General features: G+C 68.9%; 14 protein-coding genes and 1 pseudogene. 3 read left to right on the top strand and 12 right to left on the bottom strand.

Annotated features, from left to right (window positions below):
- Positions 1–33 precede the first annotated feature (33 nt).
- The 8 genes from AB0E67_RS30685 to AB0E67_RS30650 form a co-directional block, all read right to left on the bottom strand.
- Positions 34–717: a TetR/AcrR family transcriptional regulator gene (locus AB0E67_RS30685; RefSeq protein ID WP_362032775.1), complete on the bottom strand. Its 684-nt coding sequence runs from the start codon at positions 715–717 to the stop codon at positions 34–36.
- A 102-nt stretch (positions 718–819) separates the two neighbouring features.
- The gene (locus AB0E67_RS30680; protein WP_362032772.1) at positions 820–2,031 is read right to left on the bottom strand and encodes an acetyl-CoA C-acetyltransferase; all 1,212 of its coding nucleotides are present in this window, start codon (positions 2,029–2,031) and stop codon (positions 820–822) included.
- A gap of 169 nt (positions 2,032–2,200) precedes the next feature.
- Positions 2,201–3,646: an NAD-dependent succinate-semialdehyde dehydrogenase gene (locus tag AB0E67_RS30675; protein ID WP_362032769.1), complete on the bottom strand. Its 1,446-nt coding sequence runs from the start codon at positions 3,644–3,646 to the stop codon at positions 2,201–2,203.
- Between the two features lie 4 nt (positions 3,647–3,650).
- The gene (locus AB0E67_RS30670) at positions 3,651–5,717 is read right to left on the bottom strand and encodes a 3-hydroxyacyl-CoA dehydrogenase NAD-binding domain-containing protein (RefSeq protein WP_362032766.1); all 2,067 of its coding nucleotides are present in this window, start codon (positions 5,715–5,717) and stop codon (positions 3,651–3,653) included.
- Complete coding sequence (locus tag AB0E67_RS30665) at positions 5,717–6,568, bottom strand: alpha/beta hydrolase (protein ID WP_362032763.1); 852 nt, start codon at positions 6,566–6,568, stop codon at positions 5,717–5,719. The genes AB0E67_RS30670 and AB0E67_RS30665 overlap by 1 nt, the downstream gene beginning before the upstream one ends.
- Positions 6,565–6,933 carry a hypothetical protein gene (locus AB0E67_RS30660; RefSeq protein WP_362032760.1) on the bottom strand — a complete coding sequence of 123 codons (369 nt, stop codon included), beginning with the start codon at positions 6,931–6,933 and terminating at the stop codon, positions 6,565–6,567. The genes AB0E67_RS30665 and AB0E67_RS30660 overlap by 4 nt, the downstream gene beginning before the upstream one ends.
- Positions 6,926–9,061 carry an acetate--CoA ligase family protein gene (locus AB0E67_RS30655; RefSeq protein ID WP_362032757.1) on the bottom strand — a complete coding sequence of 712 codons (2,136 nt, stop codon included), beginning with the start codon at positions 9,059–9,061 and terminating at the stop codon, positions 6,926–6,928. Before AB0E67_RS30655 ends, AB0E67_RS30660 begins: the two co-directional genes overlap by 8 nt.
- A complete protein-coding gene (locus tag AB0E67_RS30650) occupies positions 9,058–10,206 on the bottom strand; it encodes an acyl-CoA dehydrogenase (protein WP_362032755.1) in 1,149 nt (382 codons plus the stop codon). Before AB0E67_RS30650 ends, AB0E67_RS30655 begins: the two co-directional genes overlap by 4 nt.
- A gap of 121 nt (positions 10,207–10,327) precedes the next feature.
- On the opposite strand from AB0E67_RS30650, the gene AB0E67_RS30645 reads away from it, so the two are divergent.
- Both AB0E67_RS30645 and AB0E67_RS30640 read left to right on the top strand, forming a co-directional pair.
- Positions 10,328–11,653, top strand: coding sequence for an MFS transporter (locus AB0E67_RS30645; protein ID WP_362032752.1), 1,326 nt, complete (start codon positions 10,328–10,330; stop codon positions 11,651–11,653).
- A 45-nt stretch (positions 11,654–11,698) separates the two neighbouring features.
- Positions 11,699–12,364, top strand: a complete 666-nt coding sequence (locus tag AB0E67_RS30640) for a GntR family transcriptional regulator (protein WP_362032749.1) — start codon at positions 11,699–11,701, stop codon at positions 12,362–12,364.
- 213 nt (positions 12,365–12,577) lie between these two features.
- Here AB0E67_RS30640 and istB read toward each other — a convergent pair whose 3' ends face one another.
- Positions 12,578–13,429 (bottom strand): IS21-like element helper ATPase IstB, encoded by an 852-nt coding sequence (gene istB, locus AB0E67_RS30635; protein ID WP_362032746.1) that lies wholly within the window; start codon positions 13,427–13,429, stop codon positions 12,578–12,580.
- A 2-nt stretch (positions 13,430–13,431) separates the two neighbouring features.
- Here istB and AB0E67_RS30630 point away from each other — a divergent pair.
- Positions 13,432–14,391: pseudogene (locus AB0E67_RS30630) on the top strand (hypothetical protein); the annotation flags it as partial.
- A gap of 115 nt (positions 14,392–14,506) precedes the next feature.
- Here AB0E67_RS30630 and AB0E67_RS30625 read toward each other — a convergent pair.
- From AB0E67_RS30625 to AB0E67_RS30615, 3 genes are all read right to left on the bottom strand, one after another.
- A complete protein-coding gene (locus tag AB0E67_RS30625) occupies positions 14,507–15,376 on the bottom strand; it encodes an enoyl-CoA hydratase (protein ID WP_362032743.1) in 870 nt (289 codons plus the stop codon).
- A gap of 50 nt (positions 15,377–15,426) precedes the next feature.
- Positions 15,427–16,398, bottom strand: a complete 972-nt coding sequence (locus AB0E67_RS30620) for a nitronate monooxygenase family protein (RefSeq protein ID WP_362032740.1) — start codon at positions 16,396–16,398, stop codon at positions 15,427–15,429.
- A 141-nt stretch (positions 16,399–16,539) separates the two neighbouring features.
- Positions 16,540–17,865: an MFS transporter gene (locus tag AB0E67_RS30615; protein ID WP_362032737.1), complete on the bottom strand. Its 1,326-nt coding sequence runs from the start codon at positions 17,863–17,865 to the stop codon at positions 16,540–16,542.
- Positions 17,866–17,907 lie beyond the last annotated feature (42 nt).

Here is a 17,907-nt window from a genome sequence, read left to right as displayed (position 1 = left end):
GGCCCTGCAGGTCCCGTACCGCTCCGCTGGAGGCTACGCCGCGGAATCCGCGCGCCGCGCGGGACGCACCCGAGCACCCACCGCCCGGAGCGAGATCGAGACGTACCTGTCGGCGATCTCCTGCGGCGACAAAGACCCCTCGTCGTGGTACCAGGTCGCGACCGCCTGCCACATGCCGAGCAACGCCCGCGTGGTGTCCGCAGCGTGATCCACCTCGAACAGCCCCTGAGCGACGCCCTCATCGAGGATGCCGCGCACCAGGTCTTCGAGCTCCTTTCGCAGCACTGCGTACCGCTTGCGGTTAGCGGGTTCCAGGTAGCGAAGTTCCGCGTCGAGTCCCGCAGTCGCCACCCGGTGGGTCATGTGCAACACGATGCACTCGGCGACATTGGCGAACCTCTCCAGCACCCGTCCCTCGGCTGCGACGTCGGCCAGGCGGGCTCGCGCCAGCACCTCCCCCATGGCCCGCTCCAGCAGCGCGACGAGCATGGCCTGCTTGTTCTCGTGGTGGTAGTAGAGCGCCGGTACGGTCACTCCGACCCGTCGAGCGATGTCACGCACGGCGGTGCCGTGATATCCGTGCTCGCGGAACGCATCGAGCGCGCCGGCGAGCGTCGCCGGCAGATCGAGCGGGGCGAACGTCCGCCAGTCACCGATCCGTGCCGCCATCTCCTGAACCGCGCGTTCAGAGGAATCCACGGACTCCTGCGTCGCCATGTACTCGCTCCCCCTGTCAAACAGACCCGTCTAACCAACCCTAGGAGTTTAGCGAGCGCTAAGTCGGGATCAAGAGGTACCGGGACACCAGTGCATAGGAGGTCAGGCCGACACCCGCTCGAAGACGGCAGCCAGCCCCTGCCCACCGCCGATGCACATGGTCTCTAGACCGTAGCGGACTTCCCGACGGTGCAGCTCACGGCACAGCGTCCCCAGCATCCGCCCCCCGGTAGCCCCGACCGGATGGCCGAGGGAGATACCGGAGCCGTGGACGTTCGTGCGCTCCAAGTCCTCGTCGCCGAACTTCCACTCGCGCATGACGGCGAGCGCCTGAGCCGCGAAGGCTTCATTGAGCTCGATCACGTCCATGTCGTTCAGAGTGAGCCCGGCACGCTGGAGAGCGGCGGCAGTGGCGGGAACGGGTCCGGTGCCCATGGTCTTGGGAGTGACGCCGGCGACACCCCACGACACGAGGCGGGCCAGCGGCCGCAGTCCGAGCCGTTCGGCGCGCTCGGGCATGGTGACCAGGCACATGGCAGCCGCGTCGTTCTGCCCGCTGGAGTTGCCGGCCGTGACGGTCGCTTCCGGGTCGGAGGCGGCCAGGATCGGCCTGAGCCTGCTCAGGGACTCCAGCGAGGTGTCGGCGCGTGGGTGCTCGTCGGTGTCGATCACGAGCTCGCCGCTCCTGGTCTTCACCGTGGTCGGCACGATCTCCTCGGCCAGGATTCCTTCGGTCTGTGCCGTGACCGCCCGCTGGTGCGAGAGGAACGCCAGCCGGTCCTGCTCCTCGCGCGGGATCCCGTACTCGCGCCGCAGGTTCTCGGCCGTTTCGAGCATGCCGCCAGGCACGGGGTGGCTCTTGCCGCCCGCAGTCTCGCGGGCACGCACGAGCCCGTCATGGATCGCTATGCCGCTCCTCGCGCCCCACCGCATGTCGACGGAGTAGAACGCGGCGTTGCTCATGCTCTCGGTGCCGCCGGCGACGACGACCTCGTGCACCCCGCTCTGCACCTGAAGGGCGGCGTAAATGACTGCTTGCAGGCCCGACCCGCAGCGGCGGTCGACGTGCAGGCCGGGCACGGTGACAGGCAGACCAGCGTCGAGCGCGACGACCCGGCCGATCGCCGGCGCCTCGCTGTTGCCGTTGGCATGGCCGAGGATGACGTCCTCGATCGCCTCGGGTGCGATGCCGGTGCGATCGATCAGTCCCTTGAGGGCGGTCACTCCGAGGTCGACCGCCGTCAGGCTCTTGAACATGCCGCCGTAGCGGCCTATGGGGGTGCGGACGGGCTCGCAGACAACAGCTTCACGCATGGGTCGGTGCCTTCCTGGCGAGGGTGGAAGTAAACGTTGTAGGGGGTGTGGCGACGTCGTCGCGCCGGATCCGATCGAACGGGCCGGAGGTCTCGAGGTGCCAGTGGACGGTCCGCGGCCGTCTGAGGCCGCGGACCGTGACCGGTGGAGCCCCGAGGCGGATGCCGGCCTAACCGTGCGCGGTGTACTTGGTCCGCTGGAAGGCCGCGATGCCCTCGACACCGCCCTCGATCCCGATGCCGCTGTCGTCGTAACCGCCGAAGGGCGTCTCCGGGATCGACGCCTGCCACCGGTTGACGACGACGGAGCCGGCGTTGATCTCGTCCATGCAGCGGGCCGCGTCGGCCAGGCTGTCGGTCCAGACGTACGAGGCCAGTCCGACCGGCAGCCGATTCGCCCGGGAGATCGCCTCGTCCAGCGTCGCGAACGGGAACGTAGCCGCCAGCGGACCGAAGGGTTCCTCGTTGGCGATGAGCGACTCGTCGCCGGCGTCGACGATCAGAGTGGGAGCCCAGAAGGTGCCCGGGCCGTCGATCCGCTCGCCCCCCACCGGAATGTCGAGCCCGCGCTCACGTGCGTCACGGATGAAACCGTCCATCGCCTGGATGCGGGACTCGTTGGCGACCGGGCCCATCTGGGTCCGCTCGTCGAGGCCGTTCCCGACGACCAAAGACGAGGCGGCCTTCGTGAAGGCGTCGACGAACTCGCCGTGCACACTCTCGTGCACGAAGAAGCGACTGGGAGACACGCAGATCTGTCCGGAATTGCGGTAGGTGGCCACAACGGCGGACCTGGCGACGGCGAGGATGTCGGCGTCGGCCGTCACGATGACGGGAGCGTGCCCGCCCAGCTCGAGCGTCAGCCGCTTCATCGAGGGTGCCGCCAGCCCGGCCAGGATGCGCCCCACAGCCGTGGACCCGGTGAACGTCACGCCCTTGATACGCGGGTCGCCGAGCAGTCGAGCGCTGATGCGAGTCGGCTCTCCGAACACGATGTTCAGCACGCCAGGCGGCAGACCCGCCTCCTCGAGTGCCCTGGCAAGGAGCACCGCGCACGCGGGCGTCTCCTCCGAGGGCTTGAGCACCAGCGTGCAGCCGGCGGCGAGCACGTAGGCGATCTTGCGCGCCGGAGTGATGAGGGGCGCGTTCCAGGGCGCGAATCCGGCGATGGGGCCGAGGGGTTCACGACGACTCGCCTGCATGACGCCGGGGGCTCGGGCCGGGATGATCCGCCCGTAGCCGCGGCGTGCCTCCTCGGCCGCCCACTCCAGATGCTCGGCCGCGATGGACACCTCCATCAGGGACTCGCGCAACGGCTTGCCCAGCTCGAGGGTGGTGAGCCGGGCTACGTCGTCGACGTCCCGACGGAGAATCGCCGCGGCGCTCCGCAGGATGTCGGCCCGCTCGGTCGGCGAGGTGGCACGCCAAGTGTCCTGAGCCGCGCAGGCGGCCTCCAGAGCCGCGGCGATGTCCTGTTCGGCACCCAGCGGCACCTCCCCCAGGACTTCACCGGTGGCCGGGTTGAGGACGCCGAGCGTCTCAGTGCCGTTGCCGGAGGTCCACTCGCCGGCGATGTACATCGCTGGCTGGGGATAGCGAATGATCTCTTCCGTCATGGCTTCACTCCCTGGTCAGCAGTGACAGGTCACCGGGGACGAAGCCGTGCCCCGTCGCGGTGGCGAGTTCGTCGAGCCGGCCGAGGAGTTCCTGCGGGTCCTGCCACCGGGACCAGAAGGCCGGGCCGCCCTGGTGACGGGGGAACCCGTAGCCGAGGGTGAGCATGAGGTCCACGTCAGAGGCTCGGGTAGCGATGCCTTCGCCCAGGACCAGCGCCGCCTCGTTGGCCATGGCGAGCACGGCTCGCTGTACGATCTCGTCGCCCGAGAACGGTCGGCGCTCAATGCCAGCCCGAGCCGACTCGCCCTCGACCAGCGCCTCGACCTCGGGGTCCCGTACCGGCGTGGTGGAGCCGGCCGGGTAGGCGTACCAGCCCTTCCCGGTCTTCTGGCCGAGCCGCCCCTCCTCGCACAGCAGGTCGGCGATACGGACGTACCGTGCCCTGGGGTCTCGGGTCGCGGCCTGGCCCTTGCGCATCCTCCAGGCGATATCGAGACCGGACATGTCGGCGACGGCGAACGGCCCCATCGCGAACCCGAAGCCCTGCAACGCCTGGTCGACCTGCCAGGGCTGAGCGCCTTCCTCGAGCATCAGCTCGCACTGGCGACGGTAGGCGTTGAAGATACGGTTGCCGATGAATCCGAAGCCCACTCCCGCCACGATCGGTACCTTGCGCAGAGCTCGGCCCACGGCGATGGCGGTCGCCACGGCCGCGTCGGTGCTCGCCGTGCCCCGGACGACTTCGACGACCTTGGTGGCGTGGGCGGGGCTGAAGAAGTGCATGCCCACGACGCGCGTCGGGTCGGCGGTCGATGCCGCCAACTCGTCGAGGTCGAGGTACGAGGTGTTCGACGCCACGACGGTGTCGGGCCGGACGACGGCGTCGATCTGAGCCAGCACGGAGCACTTGACGTCCGGCTCTTCGAAGACGGCCTCGATGACCAGGTCGCACGCGGCCAGGTCGGCGTACGTCAGCGAGCTGGTAAGTCGGTCCAGCCGATCGCGTCGGGCCTCGTCAGACAGGTGCTGCCGGCTGACGGCGCGTGCGTAGCCCTCGGCGATGCGCTGTGAACCGGCGGCGAGTGCCTGCGCGTCGGCTTCCACGAGGACGACGGTGTACCCCGCGTCGAGGGCGGCCCGGGCGATTCCGGAGCCCATGGTGCCGGCGCCGACCACGCCGACGCGACGGACCTCGCGGGTTCCGGTTCGGCGGTACTCGCGAGCGGTGGCCCGCTCGGCGAAGAACAGGTGACGCAGGGCGGATGCCTCAGAGCCGAGCCGGAGCCTGTTGAACTCGGCCCGCTCGTGTCGGAGCGCCTCCGGCGCCCCGACCGCCGAGGCGAGCAGTACGGCTCCCACCGCGGCAACCACGTGGGGCCGCCCCTTCCCGCGGGAGAGGGCGGTCTGCGCGGTTGCGTCGACGGCATCGGCCGGGCCCGACGGCACGGGCTGGGAGATGAGGACCCGCTTGGTGGCTGTGGTCGCCGCGTAGGAGACGGCGAAGTCGCGCAGGTCGCCGTCGGCGAGTGCGTCGACGATGCCGAGTTCGAGTGCTTCGGCGGCCTTTACCCGTCGGGTGCCGCAGACCAGCTCGATCGCGCGTGCCGTTCCGACGATGCGTGGCAGTCGCTGAGTGCCGCCGGCACCGGGGATCATGCCGAGGCTGACCTCCGGAAGGCCGACCAGTGCAGAGTGGGCTGCGACGCGCGCGTCGCAGCCCAATGCGAGCTCGAACCCGCCGCCCAGGGCGGCCCCGGCCAGGGCGGCCACCACGGGCTTGGGGCAGGCTTCGACGGCGGCGATCACCTGGGGAAGCTGCGGCTCCGGCAGCGGCCCGTCGAACTCTCGCAGGTCGGAACCCGAAATGAAGGCGCGGTCGTTCCCGATCAGCACGATGGCAACGACGTCGTCGTCGTTCGCGGCCTGGGTGACGCCGGCAAGCAATCCCGCGCGGACCGCGGCCGTGCTGGCGTTGACGGGAGGGTTGTCGATGGTCAGTACGGCGACCCGGTGCTCAACCTCGTACCGGACGGGCACGGTGACCGCGTTCTGGGTGGTGGTTTTGCTCATCAGTCCGCCGCCTCGATCCGGTCGAGCACCGGGGCCAGGTAGCTCATGAACAGCGCGTGGTCCTCGCTCATCGGGAAGTGGCCGAGACCGGACATGATGACCGCCTCGGTGCCCGCGATCTTCTTGGCCAGCACCTCGGTATCCGCCGGCATGCACGAGTAGTCGTACTCGCCGGTGAGCAGGTACAGCGGGCAACGCGTGGTGTCGATGAGCGCCAGCGCCTCGTCGTCGTCGCTCTCGTCCTTGTAGAAGTGCAGGTCGCCCTTGAACACGCCGGGGCCGCCCTGGGCGTAGTGCCACAGCGTCTCGTCGCGGTCGGCCTCGGGCGCATCCGGACCGATCAGGCCCGACATCAACGCCGCGCACAGCTCTCCGCCGTGCACGTCGGGCCGGTGAAGGTACTCGCGGTCGTAGTACGGCGCGACCTTCGCGCCAGACTGCAGCCCGATGAGGGCCCGGAACCTCTCCGGGGTGTCCCGCGCCAGCTTGAGCACGATGCGGCCGCCGATGGAACAACCCATCAGCACGGGCCGGTCGAGTAGGAGCGTGTCGATCACGGTGTGGATCACGGCCGCATAGGAGTCGGCCGTGAGCTCGTATTCGGTGTCACGCCAGCCAGGCGCAGGGGAGGACTTGCCGTGCCAAGGCATGTCGAAGGAGATCACCCGGAACCGATCGGTCACGGAAGCGTCGTTCATCAGGTGCCGGTACTGGCGCCCGTCGGATCCGGCGGTGTGCAGGCACATGAGGGGAATGCCGCGGCCGGCTTCCTCGACGTAGACCCGGTGCTCCACGCCCTCGATGGCGACGCGGAGGTAACGGCCGGTGATCGGCTCGAACGTGGCACTCATCGGGTACCTTCCTTCCGGCGCAGCGTGGCGAGGACGTCTTTGAAGTAGCGGAGGTTGGCCATGAAGGGGTGCAGGTCGCCCTCGGCGGTCATGACCTGCCGGCGCATGAGCGCCATGATGTCGTGCGAGCCGGGCGCGGGGCGCGGGGCCCAGAACTGGTCCCACTCCTCGCGGGGTGCGCGCAGCGCGAAGGTCCACACCGGCATCACCCGGCCCTTGGGCTCGACGGCGATGATCCGGCCCTCCTGAATGTGGACCAGGTAGCTCGCGTCACCGAGGTCGAGCAGCATGGTGGCGGTGACGTATCGGCCGCAGTGGGTCAGCGCGGCATCGATGTTGACGAGGTCGGGCAGTCGTTCAGGCATGGGCGGCTCGCCCCTCTTTCTTTGCGTCATCGTTGGGGACCGACTCGGCTCGGAAGCGCACCACACCGTCGACGGCGGTGACGCCCTCTCCGTGTGCACGGACGAGCAGAGGGTTGACTTCGGCTTCCACGACGTCGGCGTGGTGTGCCAGCTGGGACATGCGTACGACGACGTCGGCGAGCGCGCCGAGGTCGCCGGGGGGCGCTCCCCGGAAACCGCGCAGGGACTTGAGGGCCACGATTTCCTCAAGCATGTCATGGGCGGTCGCGAAGTCGACGGGTGCCATGCGGATGCTGCGGTCGGCGTAGACCTCGGCCAGAGTGCCGCCGGCTGCCACCAGGACCAGGGGGCCGCAGTGCGGGTCGATCCGGTAGCCGACGAGGACTTCCCCGATGCCGGAGGCCATCTCCTGTACCAGCACCTGCTCGATGGTCACGTCGGCCAGCCGGGCAACGTCGGACCGGATCCGTTCGGCGGTGGCGACGAGCTCGTCGGGCGAGGTGACACCGAGTGCGACGCCGCCCACGTCACTCTTGTGGGCCAATCGATCGGACAGGGCCTTGACCGCGACCGGGTAGGTGACCTCTGTCGGCAGCCTGTTGACTGCGAGGTCTCCGAGATTCACGACCCAGTGGGGCGTCACGGGTACGCCGGCGGCAGCCAGAACGCTGTAGGACTCGGCCTCATCGGCCAGGACGGTGGACTCCGCCCCGGACACGGCGAGATGGCCGGGCCGGGCGGGCCTCCGATTCAGGGCGGCGGCGATGCCGTCGGCACAGGACTCTGGAGACCGGAACGCAGGGACCCCAGCTGCGGTCAGCATGCCGTGCGCCGCCGGGGCGTCCGGGACGATGAAAGCGGCGATCGGGTGGCCGTTGCCGCTCTTCGCGACCTCGATGATGGGCGCCACAGCGAGCTCGGGTGCGTGGCGTGCGGACGAGCCGACGACGGCGAGCAGCAGGTCGAACTCCGGCGCCGTCGACAACACCTCCAGAGCGGCCCCCATCACGTCTGGGCGGGTGCCCGCGAGGGTCAGGTCGGTGATGAGCCCCGGCTCGGCGACCGCCCCCGCGTCCGACATCCGGCGCAAGGTCTCCTCGGACGCGCCGGCCACCTTGATGCTGGCAAGGCCCAACTGGTCGACCACCATGGCGGCGCCGCCGCCGGTGGTGGTGACCACCCCGACCCGGCGCGGCCTGCCCACGGAGGCAGCGGCGGTCTTGCCGACCAGCGGAACGGCCTCCAGCAGTCCGTCGAGGGTGTTGACCCGGGGGATGCCGAGATCGGCGAGGAAGGCCGTGGCGACGTCGTCCTCGCCCGCGAGGGCACCCGTGTGCGAGGCGGCCAGTTGCGCGGCCATGTCCGAGCGGCCCAGCTTGTACGCGATGACGGGCTTGCCACGTTCGGCGGCACCCTGGGCGAAGCGGCGCAGGTCCTCAGGGTGCCGGGTGGTCTCGAGGAAGAGCAGGTAGCCGGTGACCGCGTCGTCGTCGAGGGTCGCAGAGCACAGCTCGCCGATGCTCAGGTCCATCTCCGCGCCGACCGAGACCAGGCGGGAGAACCCGATGCCCTTGGCCGCGCCGCGTGAGAGTAGGGCCCCGATCATGCTCCCGGACTGCGAAGCCACGAACAGGCCGCCGTGCGGCAGATCGGGCTCGGCGAAGGCGGCGTTGGCCGTCAGCAGCAGCCCGTTATGCGGGTTGGCGATGCCCAGGCTGTTCGGCCCCAGCAACCGGATGCCCAGTGTCCGCGCCGCCTTGAGGACCTCATCTTGCCGAGCGGCACCTTCCTCGCCTACCTCGGCGAATCCGCCGGACAGGATGGTCGCTACCTTGACGCCGGCCCGGCCACAGGCGACGACCGTGTCGAGGACCGATGCGGTGGGCGTCATGACGAAGGCGTGCTCGGGCACTTCCGGAAGCTCTTCAAGGGACTGGTAAACCGGCTGTCCGCCGACGGTGCCACCGCGCCGATTGATCGGGTACACGGCACCGGCGTAGCCGGACTCGCGCAGGAAGCCGAGGGGCCGTGAGGACGCCTTGAGCGGGTCGGCCGAGGCGCCGATCAGCGCGATCGACCGGGGCGCGTACAGCGAGGTGGCGAGCTCCGGTGTCGTGGTCGTGGTCATGCTCGGCCCCGCTGGCTGAACCGGCGGCCGAAGACGGACTCGGCGATGCGGTTCTTGAGGATCTCGGTGGAACCACCGGCGATCATCCAGCCCCGGGTGCGACGCATGCAGTACTCGACCAGCGACTCGGTGCTGTAGCCCATGGCACCCATGGCCTGCATCGCGGTGTTGGCGGCGAGGAAGCCCGCCTCGTTCGCGGCCAGCTTGGCCACGGCCGTGTCGTACGCCGACGGAAGGCCGTTCACGGCGTTGTTCACCGCGCGCTCCAGCAGCAACTGGGCGGAGTCGAGGGCGACGGCGGCCTCGGCGAACTTCCATTGCAGGCCCTGGAACTCGCACAGCGGACGGCCGAACTGCTCTCGCTGGAGAACGTGTTCACGAGCCAGGTTGAAGGCGTGGCGGCCGATCGCGATCGAGCGGGAGGAGTTGCCGATCCGCTCGACGTTGAATCCGCTCATCTGCTTCTTGAAGCCACCGGGCCCGAGCAGGATGTTCTCCTTGGGGATCCGGCAGTCCTCGAAGTAGAGCTGCGACCACGCCTCGCCGCTCATGTAGGCGCTCGGCTCACCGACGGTGAGACCGGGGGTGCCGCGATCGACGAGCACCGAGCCGATCCCGTCGGTGCCGGAGCCGAAGCGCACGTAGACCAGGTAGACCGTGGCGTCCGAGCTGTGGGTCGACCAGATCTTGCTTCCGTTGATGACGTATTCGTCGCCGTCCTCGGTGGCCGTCGTCCCAAGCTCGGTCACCGCAGAGCCGGCCTCGGGCTCGCTCATGGCGAGCGCGATCAGTTCGCGGCCCTCGAGTAGCGCGGGCAGGTAGCGCTCCTTCTGCTCCTGGGTCGCGAACTCGGCGAGGGTCCGTATGGCTCCGAAGTTCCCGGCCTGGACGATGTCGGCGCTCTTGGGGCAGATGAGGGCGAGCTCCTGGATCGCGATCACGGCGTCCATGAGGCTCGCACCCTGACCGCCATCGGCCTCGGGAATCGTGAGACCGAGGAGCCCCTGGCTTGCGAGAAGCTTCGCCGTGTCCCAGGAGTAATGCGGGTCGTGCGCTCGCTCGAGAGCGCCGTCGGCCAGGTACTTGGCAGCAAATGCGCGGATCGAATCCGCGAAGGCCTTCTGTTCCTCAGTTCGCTCGGGCATGCTTTGCCTCCTCTTGTATACAGCGGCATGGTGCAGTATACAGATCGCCTTGCGCGACACAGTCGCCACCGAATCGGGCCGCTGCCCTGCCTGTGCAGGGCTAGTTCGTCAGGAGAGATCCATGTCAGCGAGCACAACCCATCGCCCCATGTCGCCGGGCAGAGTCGCCGCCGCCACGCTCATCGGCTCAGCCGTGGAGTGGTACGACTTCTTCATCTACGGAACGGCGGCGGCGCTGGTCTTCACGACGCTGTACTTCCCGGACTTCTCGCCGGTCGCCAGCACGCTGCTCAGCTTCGGCACGTTCGCGATCGGATGGCTGGCACGTCCGCTCGGCGGGGTAATAGCCGGGCACTTCGGCGATCGAGTGGGCCGGAAGCAGATGCTCGTGCTCACCCTGCTGCTCATGGGGATCTCGACAACCCTGATCGGCGTCCTGCCCACCTACGAGCAGATCGGCATCTGGGCGCCGGTCCTGCTCGTCGTCCTGCGCATCGTCCAGGGCTTCGCGGTCGGCGGGGAGTACGGCGGCGGCATCGTCATGGCCGTGGAACACGCCCCGGCGGGCCGGCGCGGCCTGTGGGGCTGCTGGCCCCAGATGGGCGTGCCGATCGGACTCGTCCTGGGCACCCTCGTCTTCCTGGCCATCAGCCGACTGTCCGACGCGGCCTTCATGGCCTGGGGCTGGCGCGTGCCGTTCCTGCTGAGCATCGTGCTCGTCCTGGTCGGCATGTTCATCCGCCTGAAGGTGACGGAGAGCCCCGAGTTCGCCGACAAGGCCGACAGAGGCGACGTCGCGAAAGCACCACTCGCCGAGGTCGTGCGCCGGCACCCCAAGCAGGTTCTCGTGCTGATCGGCTCGCACATGGCGCCGAACACGTTCTTCTACACCTTCGCGACGTTCATCCTCACCTACGCGACCACCAATCTCAGCTACGACCGGCAGACCGTGTTGATCGCCGTCGCCGTGGGCGCATCGGTCGAGGTCGTGGCCATGCCGTACTTCGCGGCCCTCACCGACCGCGTGGGGCGCCGGCCGGTCTACATCGGCGGCCTGGTGGCGCTCGCACTCATGGCCGCCCCCTTCTTCTGGATAGTCGATCAGGAGAATGCCGTACTCCTCACCGTCGCGCTGGCCGTGGCGTTCGGACTCGGCCACGGATCCGTGTACGGTGCCCAGCCGAGCCTGTTCGCCGAGCTCTTCCCAGCCCGGGTGCGCTACACCGGCCTGTCACTCGGCGTCCAGGTCGCAGGTGCCTGCTTCGGCGGGCCGCTGCCCGTCATCGCGACGGCGCTGGTCGCGGCCGGCAGCGGAAAGCCGTGGATCTTCGTCGGCTACATGATCGGCACCGCGGTGATCAGCGCTGTCGCCGCGGCGTTCGCGCGATCCGTGGACGAGGAGGCGGACAGCCGTCCCTCGGAGGATGCTCGGCAGCCCATCCACTAGGCTCGTTGTTCGAGGTCAGGCTGATGATCTGGAGGCACGCGCCCCATGGCGGCGAAGAAGGAAGCAGCGGCACGCGCGGGCGGGTCGCTCGCTCTCTACACACAGATGAGCGAGGACATCCTGCACGGCAGACTCACGGACAGTGACCGGTGGTCGGAGCTCGCGCTCAGCGAGCGGTACGGCGTGAGCCGGACGCCGATCCGTGAGGCCCTGACCCGGCTAGAGCAGGACGGCATCGTGGTCCGCCAAGGCACCATGGCCCGCATGCGGGAGCGGACGGCGGACGAGATCAACGACATCTACCGGGCGCGCACCTGGCTGGAACGCGCCATCGCCGAGGACGCCGCGACTCGCCGCGGAGAGGTCGACCTACTCCGACTACGGGCCGCGTGGGACCGTGAGGACAAGCTGGATCCCGAATCCAGCACCCCTCTTGAGCTCATGCTCGCGAACCGGGACTTTCATGACGCCCTAGCCAAGGCCGCACACAATGAGGCCCTGGCCGACCTGCAGTCCCGGCTGACCCTCCAGGTCGCCCAGCTCCCCGCGACCACACTCAGCGCGCCGGGCCGTTGGGCCCACGCGCACGAACAGCACCGACAGCTCATCGAGCACGTCGCCAACCGTGACGCGAACACCGCCGGCCGACTGGCCGAGCTGCACATGTCCGAGGCTCGCGACATCCGGCTCGCCCTTCACGCCGAGTCCTGAGAGCGGCGGCGGCGTCCCAGACGCGCTGCGCGATCTGCTGGTGATCGGGATGACCGGCAGGGCCGACCCGCAACGGCGAGTCGGCCCTCGAGCGGGTTTTGTCATCCCTGCGTGCTGCTTTCTGACGGACGCACGGCAGCTGCCGCGGGCACTGTCGGCGGCGGGTGAACCGTGACCCAGTTTGGCCGGTTGAAAAGTGACCCGGTGGTGCGGTCAGTCGTTGCTTCTGTCGGTTGGGACGCGGCCGAGTTCACGGCCGCGCATGCGGTAGGAGTCGCCCTTGAGGGAGTGGACTTCGGCGTGGTGGACCAGGCGGTCGATCATGGCTGCGGCCACCGTCTCGTCGCCGAAGACCCCTCCCCAGCGCCCGAAGGGCTTGTTGCTGGTGACGATCACCGAAGCGCGTTCGTAGCGGTTCGAGATCAGCTGGAAAAACAGGTTCGCGGCCTCCGATTCGAAGGGGATGTAGCCCACCTCGTCCACCACGATCAGCGAATAGCGGCCCAACCGGGTGAGCTCGGCGGCGAGGTTCCCGGCCTGGTGGGCGGCGGCGAGCCGGTCGACCCACTCCGCCGCGGTGGCGAACGCGACACGGTGGCCGGCCTGGCAGGCCCGGATGCCCAGGCCGATGGCCAGGTGTGTCTTGCCCGTGCCTGGCGGCCCCAAGAAAACGACGTTCTCCTTGCCCGCGATGAAATCCAAGGTTCCCAGGTGGGACAGCTGTTCGCGCGTCAGGCCGCGCAAATAGGCGACATCGAGTTCCTCGATCGTCTTGATCGCGGGGAAACGGGCGGCGCGTACTCGTGCCTCACCGCCGTGCGATTCGCGTGCGGCGACCTCGCGCTGGAGGCAGGCGACGAGGTACTCCGGGTGGGTCCAGGACTCGCTGCGGGCCCGTTCAGCGAGGCGGTCGGCGGCGTCCAGCAGAGCAGGGGCCTTCAGGGCCCGGGCGAGGAAGGCGAGGTCGGAGGTGGTCTGCTGGCTGGTGCGCCGGCCGGCGGCCGGGGGCTTGTCGACGGGCTGGGCCAGCACGGACTCGCCGTCAACGGTGGGGGTGCGGGCCATTTTATGAGTCCGGTGCGATGAGCCTGCGGGAGATCGCCAGGGAGACCGGGCTGAACCGTCGGACGGTCAGCAAGTACTTGAAGGACCCGGCTTCAGCCGCGCCGCCGAAGCGAGGAGTGGCCGGTCAGCGGTATCGGCGGGTGGTGGACGAGGTCGCGCCGCTGATCGACGCGATGCTCAGGTCCGAGGTCCTGCTCAAGGCGTCGGTGATTCATGAACGTCTGGTCCAGGAATACGCGGTCAGCATCAACTACCAGCGGGTGAAGCTCTAGAAGGGGCAGCAGCCCTTCCCCGTACCGCAGGCGATGACCACCGCACAGGCGCAGGAGACCCTGGAGGACCTCGTCACCGCGGCCCGCCGGGCCGTCGAGGCGGGAATGGACGGCGTGGAGATCCACAGCGCCAACGGCTACCTGCTCCAGCAGTTCCTCTCCCCTGCGGCCAACCAGCGAACCGACGAGTACGGCGGTTCTCCCCAGAACCGGGCTCGCTACGTCGTCGATGTGGTCAGGGCAGTCGCGAATGTCGTGGGGGCCGACCGGGTCGGGCTGCGGATCTCGCCGGAGAACAACATCCAGGACGTCAACGAGACCGACCGTGACGATGTCCTGGCCACATACGGCAGCCTTCTCGACGAGCTGCGCCCGCTGGGCCTGGCCTACCTCTCCGTGCTGCACAGCGAGCCGGGGGGCGAGTTGGTCCGGGAGCTGCGCCGGCGCTTCAACGGCAAGCTGATCGTCAACAGCGGCTTCCTCGGGGCGAGCACCACGCGCGAGGAGGCGGTGCAGCGGATCGAGGCCGACGAGGCCGACGCCGTGGCCGTGGGGCGGGCGCTCATCGCCAATCCCGACCTGGTCGAGCGCTGGCAGGGCGGCCACCCGGAGAACGAGCCGCGACCGGAGCTGTTCTACGCGCCGGGCGGCGAGGGCTACACCGACTACCCGTTCTTCCAGACGGCCTGAGAAGCACGGTCACGCCTGCCCTCTGCGAAATGCCCGGCACACCTGCAGGCGTCCATCTCCAGGCACCGCGTACACGCCCGCCGGCGAGCATCGATGCAGCGGTGAGCTCCGCCGCTCACTGGCCGGAGAACCGGGGCGTTCGCTTCTCCTGGAAAGCGGCGACTCCTTCCGCGAAGTCGGCGGAGTGGAACAGTTCGGACTGCCCCGCCCGCTCGGTCCCCAGCGCTTCGGGAAGAGAGGCGAGGCTGGCGGCGTTGACGGCGTGCTTCGTGTGCGCGTACGCCACGGTCGGTCCTACAGCGAGGCGATGCGCGAGCCGGTCGGCCTCGGCCTCGAAGTCCGCGTCCGGATAGGCGGCTGCGATGAGACCCCATTCGGCGGCGAGCGGCGCCGGAATACGTTCGGCGAGCAGCGCCATACGTAGGGCGCGGGCCCGGCCAATCGCTGCCGGGATGAGAGCGGTGGCACCGCCGTCGGGCATCAGCCCCGCGTTGGCGAAGGCAAGGAGGAAGTAGGCCGACTCCTTCGCAACCGTCACGTCGGCGGCGATGGCGAACGAGCAGCCGACTCCGACGGCTGGGCCGTTCACCGCGGCGATGACGGGCTTGGGGACCTGCCGTACGGCCATGGTCAGGCGATTGGCCGCGTCGATCATGGCGGCACCCGTCGCTTCCCGCTCTCCCGGTTCAGCGCTTCCGGCGAGGTCGGCGCCGGCACTGAAGGCGCGTCCGGAGCCGGTGAGGACGATCGCGCGCACACTCGGGTCTCCGGCGCCGCTCTCCACGGCTTCGACCGCGGTGTTCAGCATGGGGACGGTGAACGCGTTGAGGCTGCCCGGCCGATTGAACGTCACCCGGAGTATCGCGCCGGTACGAGCGACGATCACATCGACCTCATGCTGCGTGGACATGGTGGTGCCTTTCTCGTATGACGATTGCGTCGTGCGTTTCGATGGCGCGACGGCGACTGGCGTTGCCGCCGCCACGGCGAAGCCGTTGGCGGCGGCAACGAACAGCGCTCGATTTCCTCCATCCCTCACGCGAGGAGGCCGACGAGCCGGCCCTTGATCAGCTCGGCCGCTTCGGTCACGATCCGAGTGATCAGGTCGTGGACGGTCGGGATGTCGTGGATGAGCCCCTGCACCACGCCGGCAGTCCAGATGCCCAGATCGACATCACCGAGCTCGTACACCTTCCGGCCGCGCGCGCCGGCCACGAGTTCGCGGATGTCCTCGAACTTCCCGCCCGCGTCCAGAATCGAGACGACCTGGTCGCTGACCGCATTGCGCGCCACCCGCGCCGTGTTATGCAGTGGGCGGAAGATGAGGTCCGTGTCCCGCTCCGTCGCCTCCACGAGTCGCTTCTTCACGTTCTCGTGCACGGGCGCTTCGGCGGTGGCCAGGAACCTGGTGCCCATGTTGATCCCGTCCGCTCCCAGGGCGAGCGCCGCGACCAGCCCGCGGGCGTCGGCGAAGCCGCCGGAGGCGACCACGGGGATGGTGATCTCCTTGGCAGCCGCAGGAATCAGTACCAGGCCGGGGATGTCGTCCTCCCCCGGATGTCCGGCGCACTCGAAGCCGTCGATCGAGATCCCGTCGACGCCCAGTTCCTGCGCCTTGACGGCGTGCCGCACACTGGTGCACTTGTGCAGGACCTTGACCCCGCTGGCCCGGAACGCCGGCATGTGCTCGACGGGGTTGGATCCTGCCGTCTCCACCACGGGTACGCCCAAGTCGACGATGACGTCCCGGTACTCCGCGTACGGCGGCGGGTTGATCGACGGGAGGACGGTCAGGTTCACTCCGAAGGGCTTGTCGGTCATCTCGCGGCAGCGGATGATCTCCTTGGCCAGGTCCTCGGGCGTCGGCTGCGTCAGCGCCGTGACGAAGCCCAGACCTCCCGCGTTGGCCACAGCCGACACGAGCTCGGCCCGACCCACCCACTGCATCCCGCCCTGGACGATGGGGTACTGCACACCGAACACGTCACAGAACCGTGTATGCACCATGGCAGGTTCCTTTCGTTTGGCACGTATCTCTTTCGCACACTAACCGCGTCCTTAACGAACGATAGATAAGCGTGATGAATCTGACAGGGGCGAGCTGCGGTGTGCCCTGAGGCCGTACGACGGCCGCACCCGCCCCGGCTCTCAGATGACCATCTCGACCGAGGTGGTCTCGGCGGCGGCGATGCGCCGGGCGTAGCGCCCCCGCAGCCCGGCGATGCACGCGAGGGAGATCACCGCGAGCATCATGATGTAGGCGGATATCGCCATGGACGTCTCGAACGTGTCGTACATCAGGACCATGATGAACGGAGCCACCGCGCCACCCGCGATGGATGCGATCTGGTAAGCCAGCGACACACCCGAGTAGCGCACGTCCGCGGCGAACAGCTCTTTGAACAGGGGGACCTGAGGTCCCGACATGATGTTGATGACGATGATCGCGCCGCCGATCCCGAGGAAGACTCCCAGAGGGGTCCCGGTGTCGATCAGAAGGAACATCGGGATCGCCCACATCAGCGTCGCGACGGCGCCGATGGTGTAGATCCGCATGCGGCCGAACCGGTCGGAGAGCCAGGCGAAGAACGGCAGCGTGAGCAGCGCGACGGACGAGGCGCCGGTCACCAGCAGCAGGATGGTGTTCATCCGCAGGTCGAGTTGCTTGACCGCGTACGTCAGGATGCCCGCGACCGCTATGTAATAGACAGCCGTGACGACGACGTAGGAGAGGCCGGCCAGGAGCACCGTGCCGAGGTCGGTCTTGATCAGCGTCGCCACGGGCGACCCCGTGCCGCCGCTGGCGCGAGCCGCCGCGGCCCGCTGGAACTCGGGCGTCTCCTCCACGGTCACGTGTACCCGCCAGGCGAGCAGGACAGCCACCGCGCCCAACAGGAACGGGATGCGCCAGGCCCAGGCCGCGAAGCCATCGGCTCCGACCAGCGAGGAAACCCCCATGAACACCAGGTTGGCGGTGATCAGGCCGATCGGAACGCCCAGAGTCACTGCGCTGCCGAAGATCCCGATCCGGCCCTTGGGTGCGTGCTCGGTGGCCAACAGCGCCGAGGCCCCGTACATGGCGCCTACGGCAAGACCCTGCACGATCCGCAGCAGCACCAGCAATGCGGGGGCGATGATACCGGCGGTGTGATAGGTCGGCAGCAGCCCGATGGCGGCGGTGCCAACGCCGATGGTCACCAGCGACCACACCAGCATGGGCTTGCGGCCCTTCCGGTCCCCGAGGTGGCCGGCAACGATGCCGCCGATCGGACGGGCGCCGAAACCGACCGCGAAGACGGCGAACGATGCGAGGACACCGCCCATTCCACCGAGGGGGCCGAAGAACACCGATGCGAAGATCAGTGCCGAGGCGTTGCCGAAGGTGAAGTACTCGTACCACTCGATGGCAGCAGCGGCCGCGGCCATGCGGGCTGCGGCTCTGGGGTGCTTGTCCTGCTCGGTTGTTTCGTTCATGGAGTCTCCTCATCGAGATTCCTGCAAGGTGAACCCATCGCG

It is taken from the genome of Streptomyces sp. NPDC032161, assembly GCF_040636995.1.
Taxonomy (GTDB): domain Bacteria; phylum Actinomycetota; class Actinomycetes; order Streptomycetales; family Streptomycetaceae; genus Streptomyces.
This window is presented reverse-complemented; position numbering and strand designations above follow the sequence as displayed.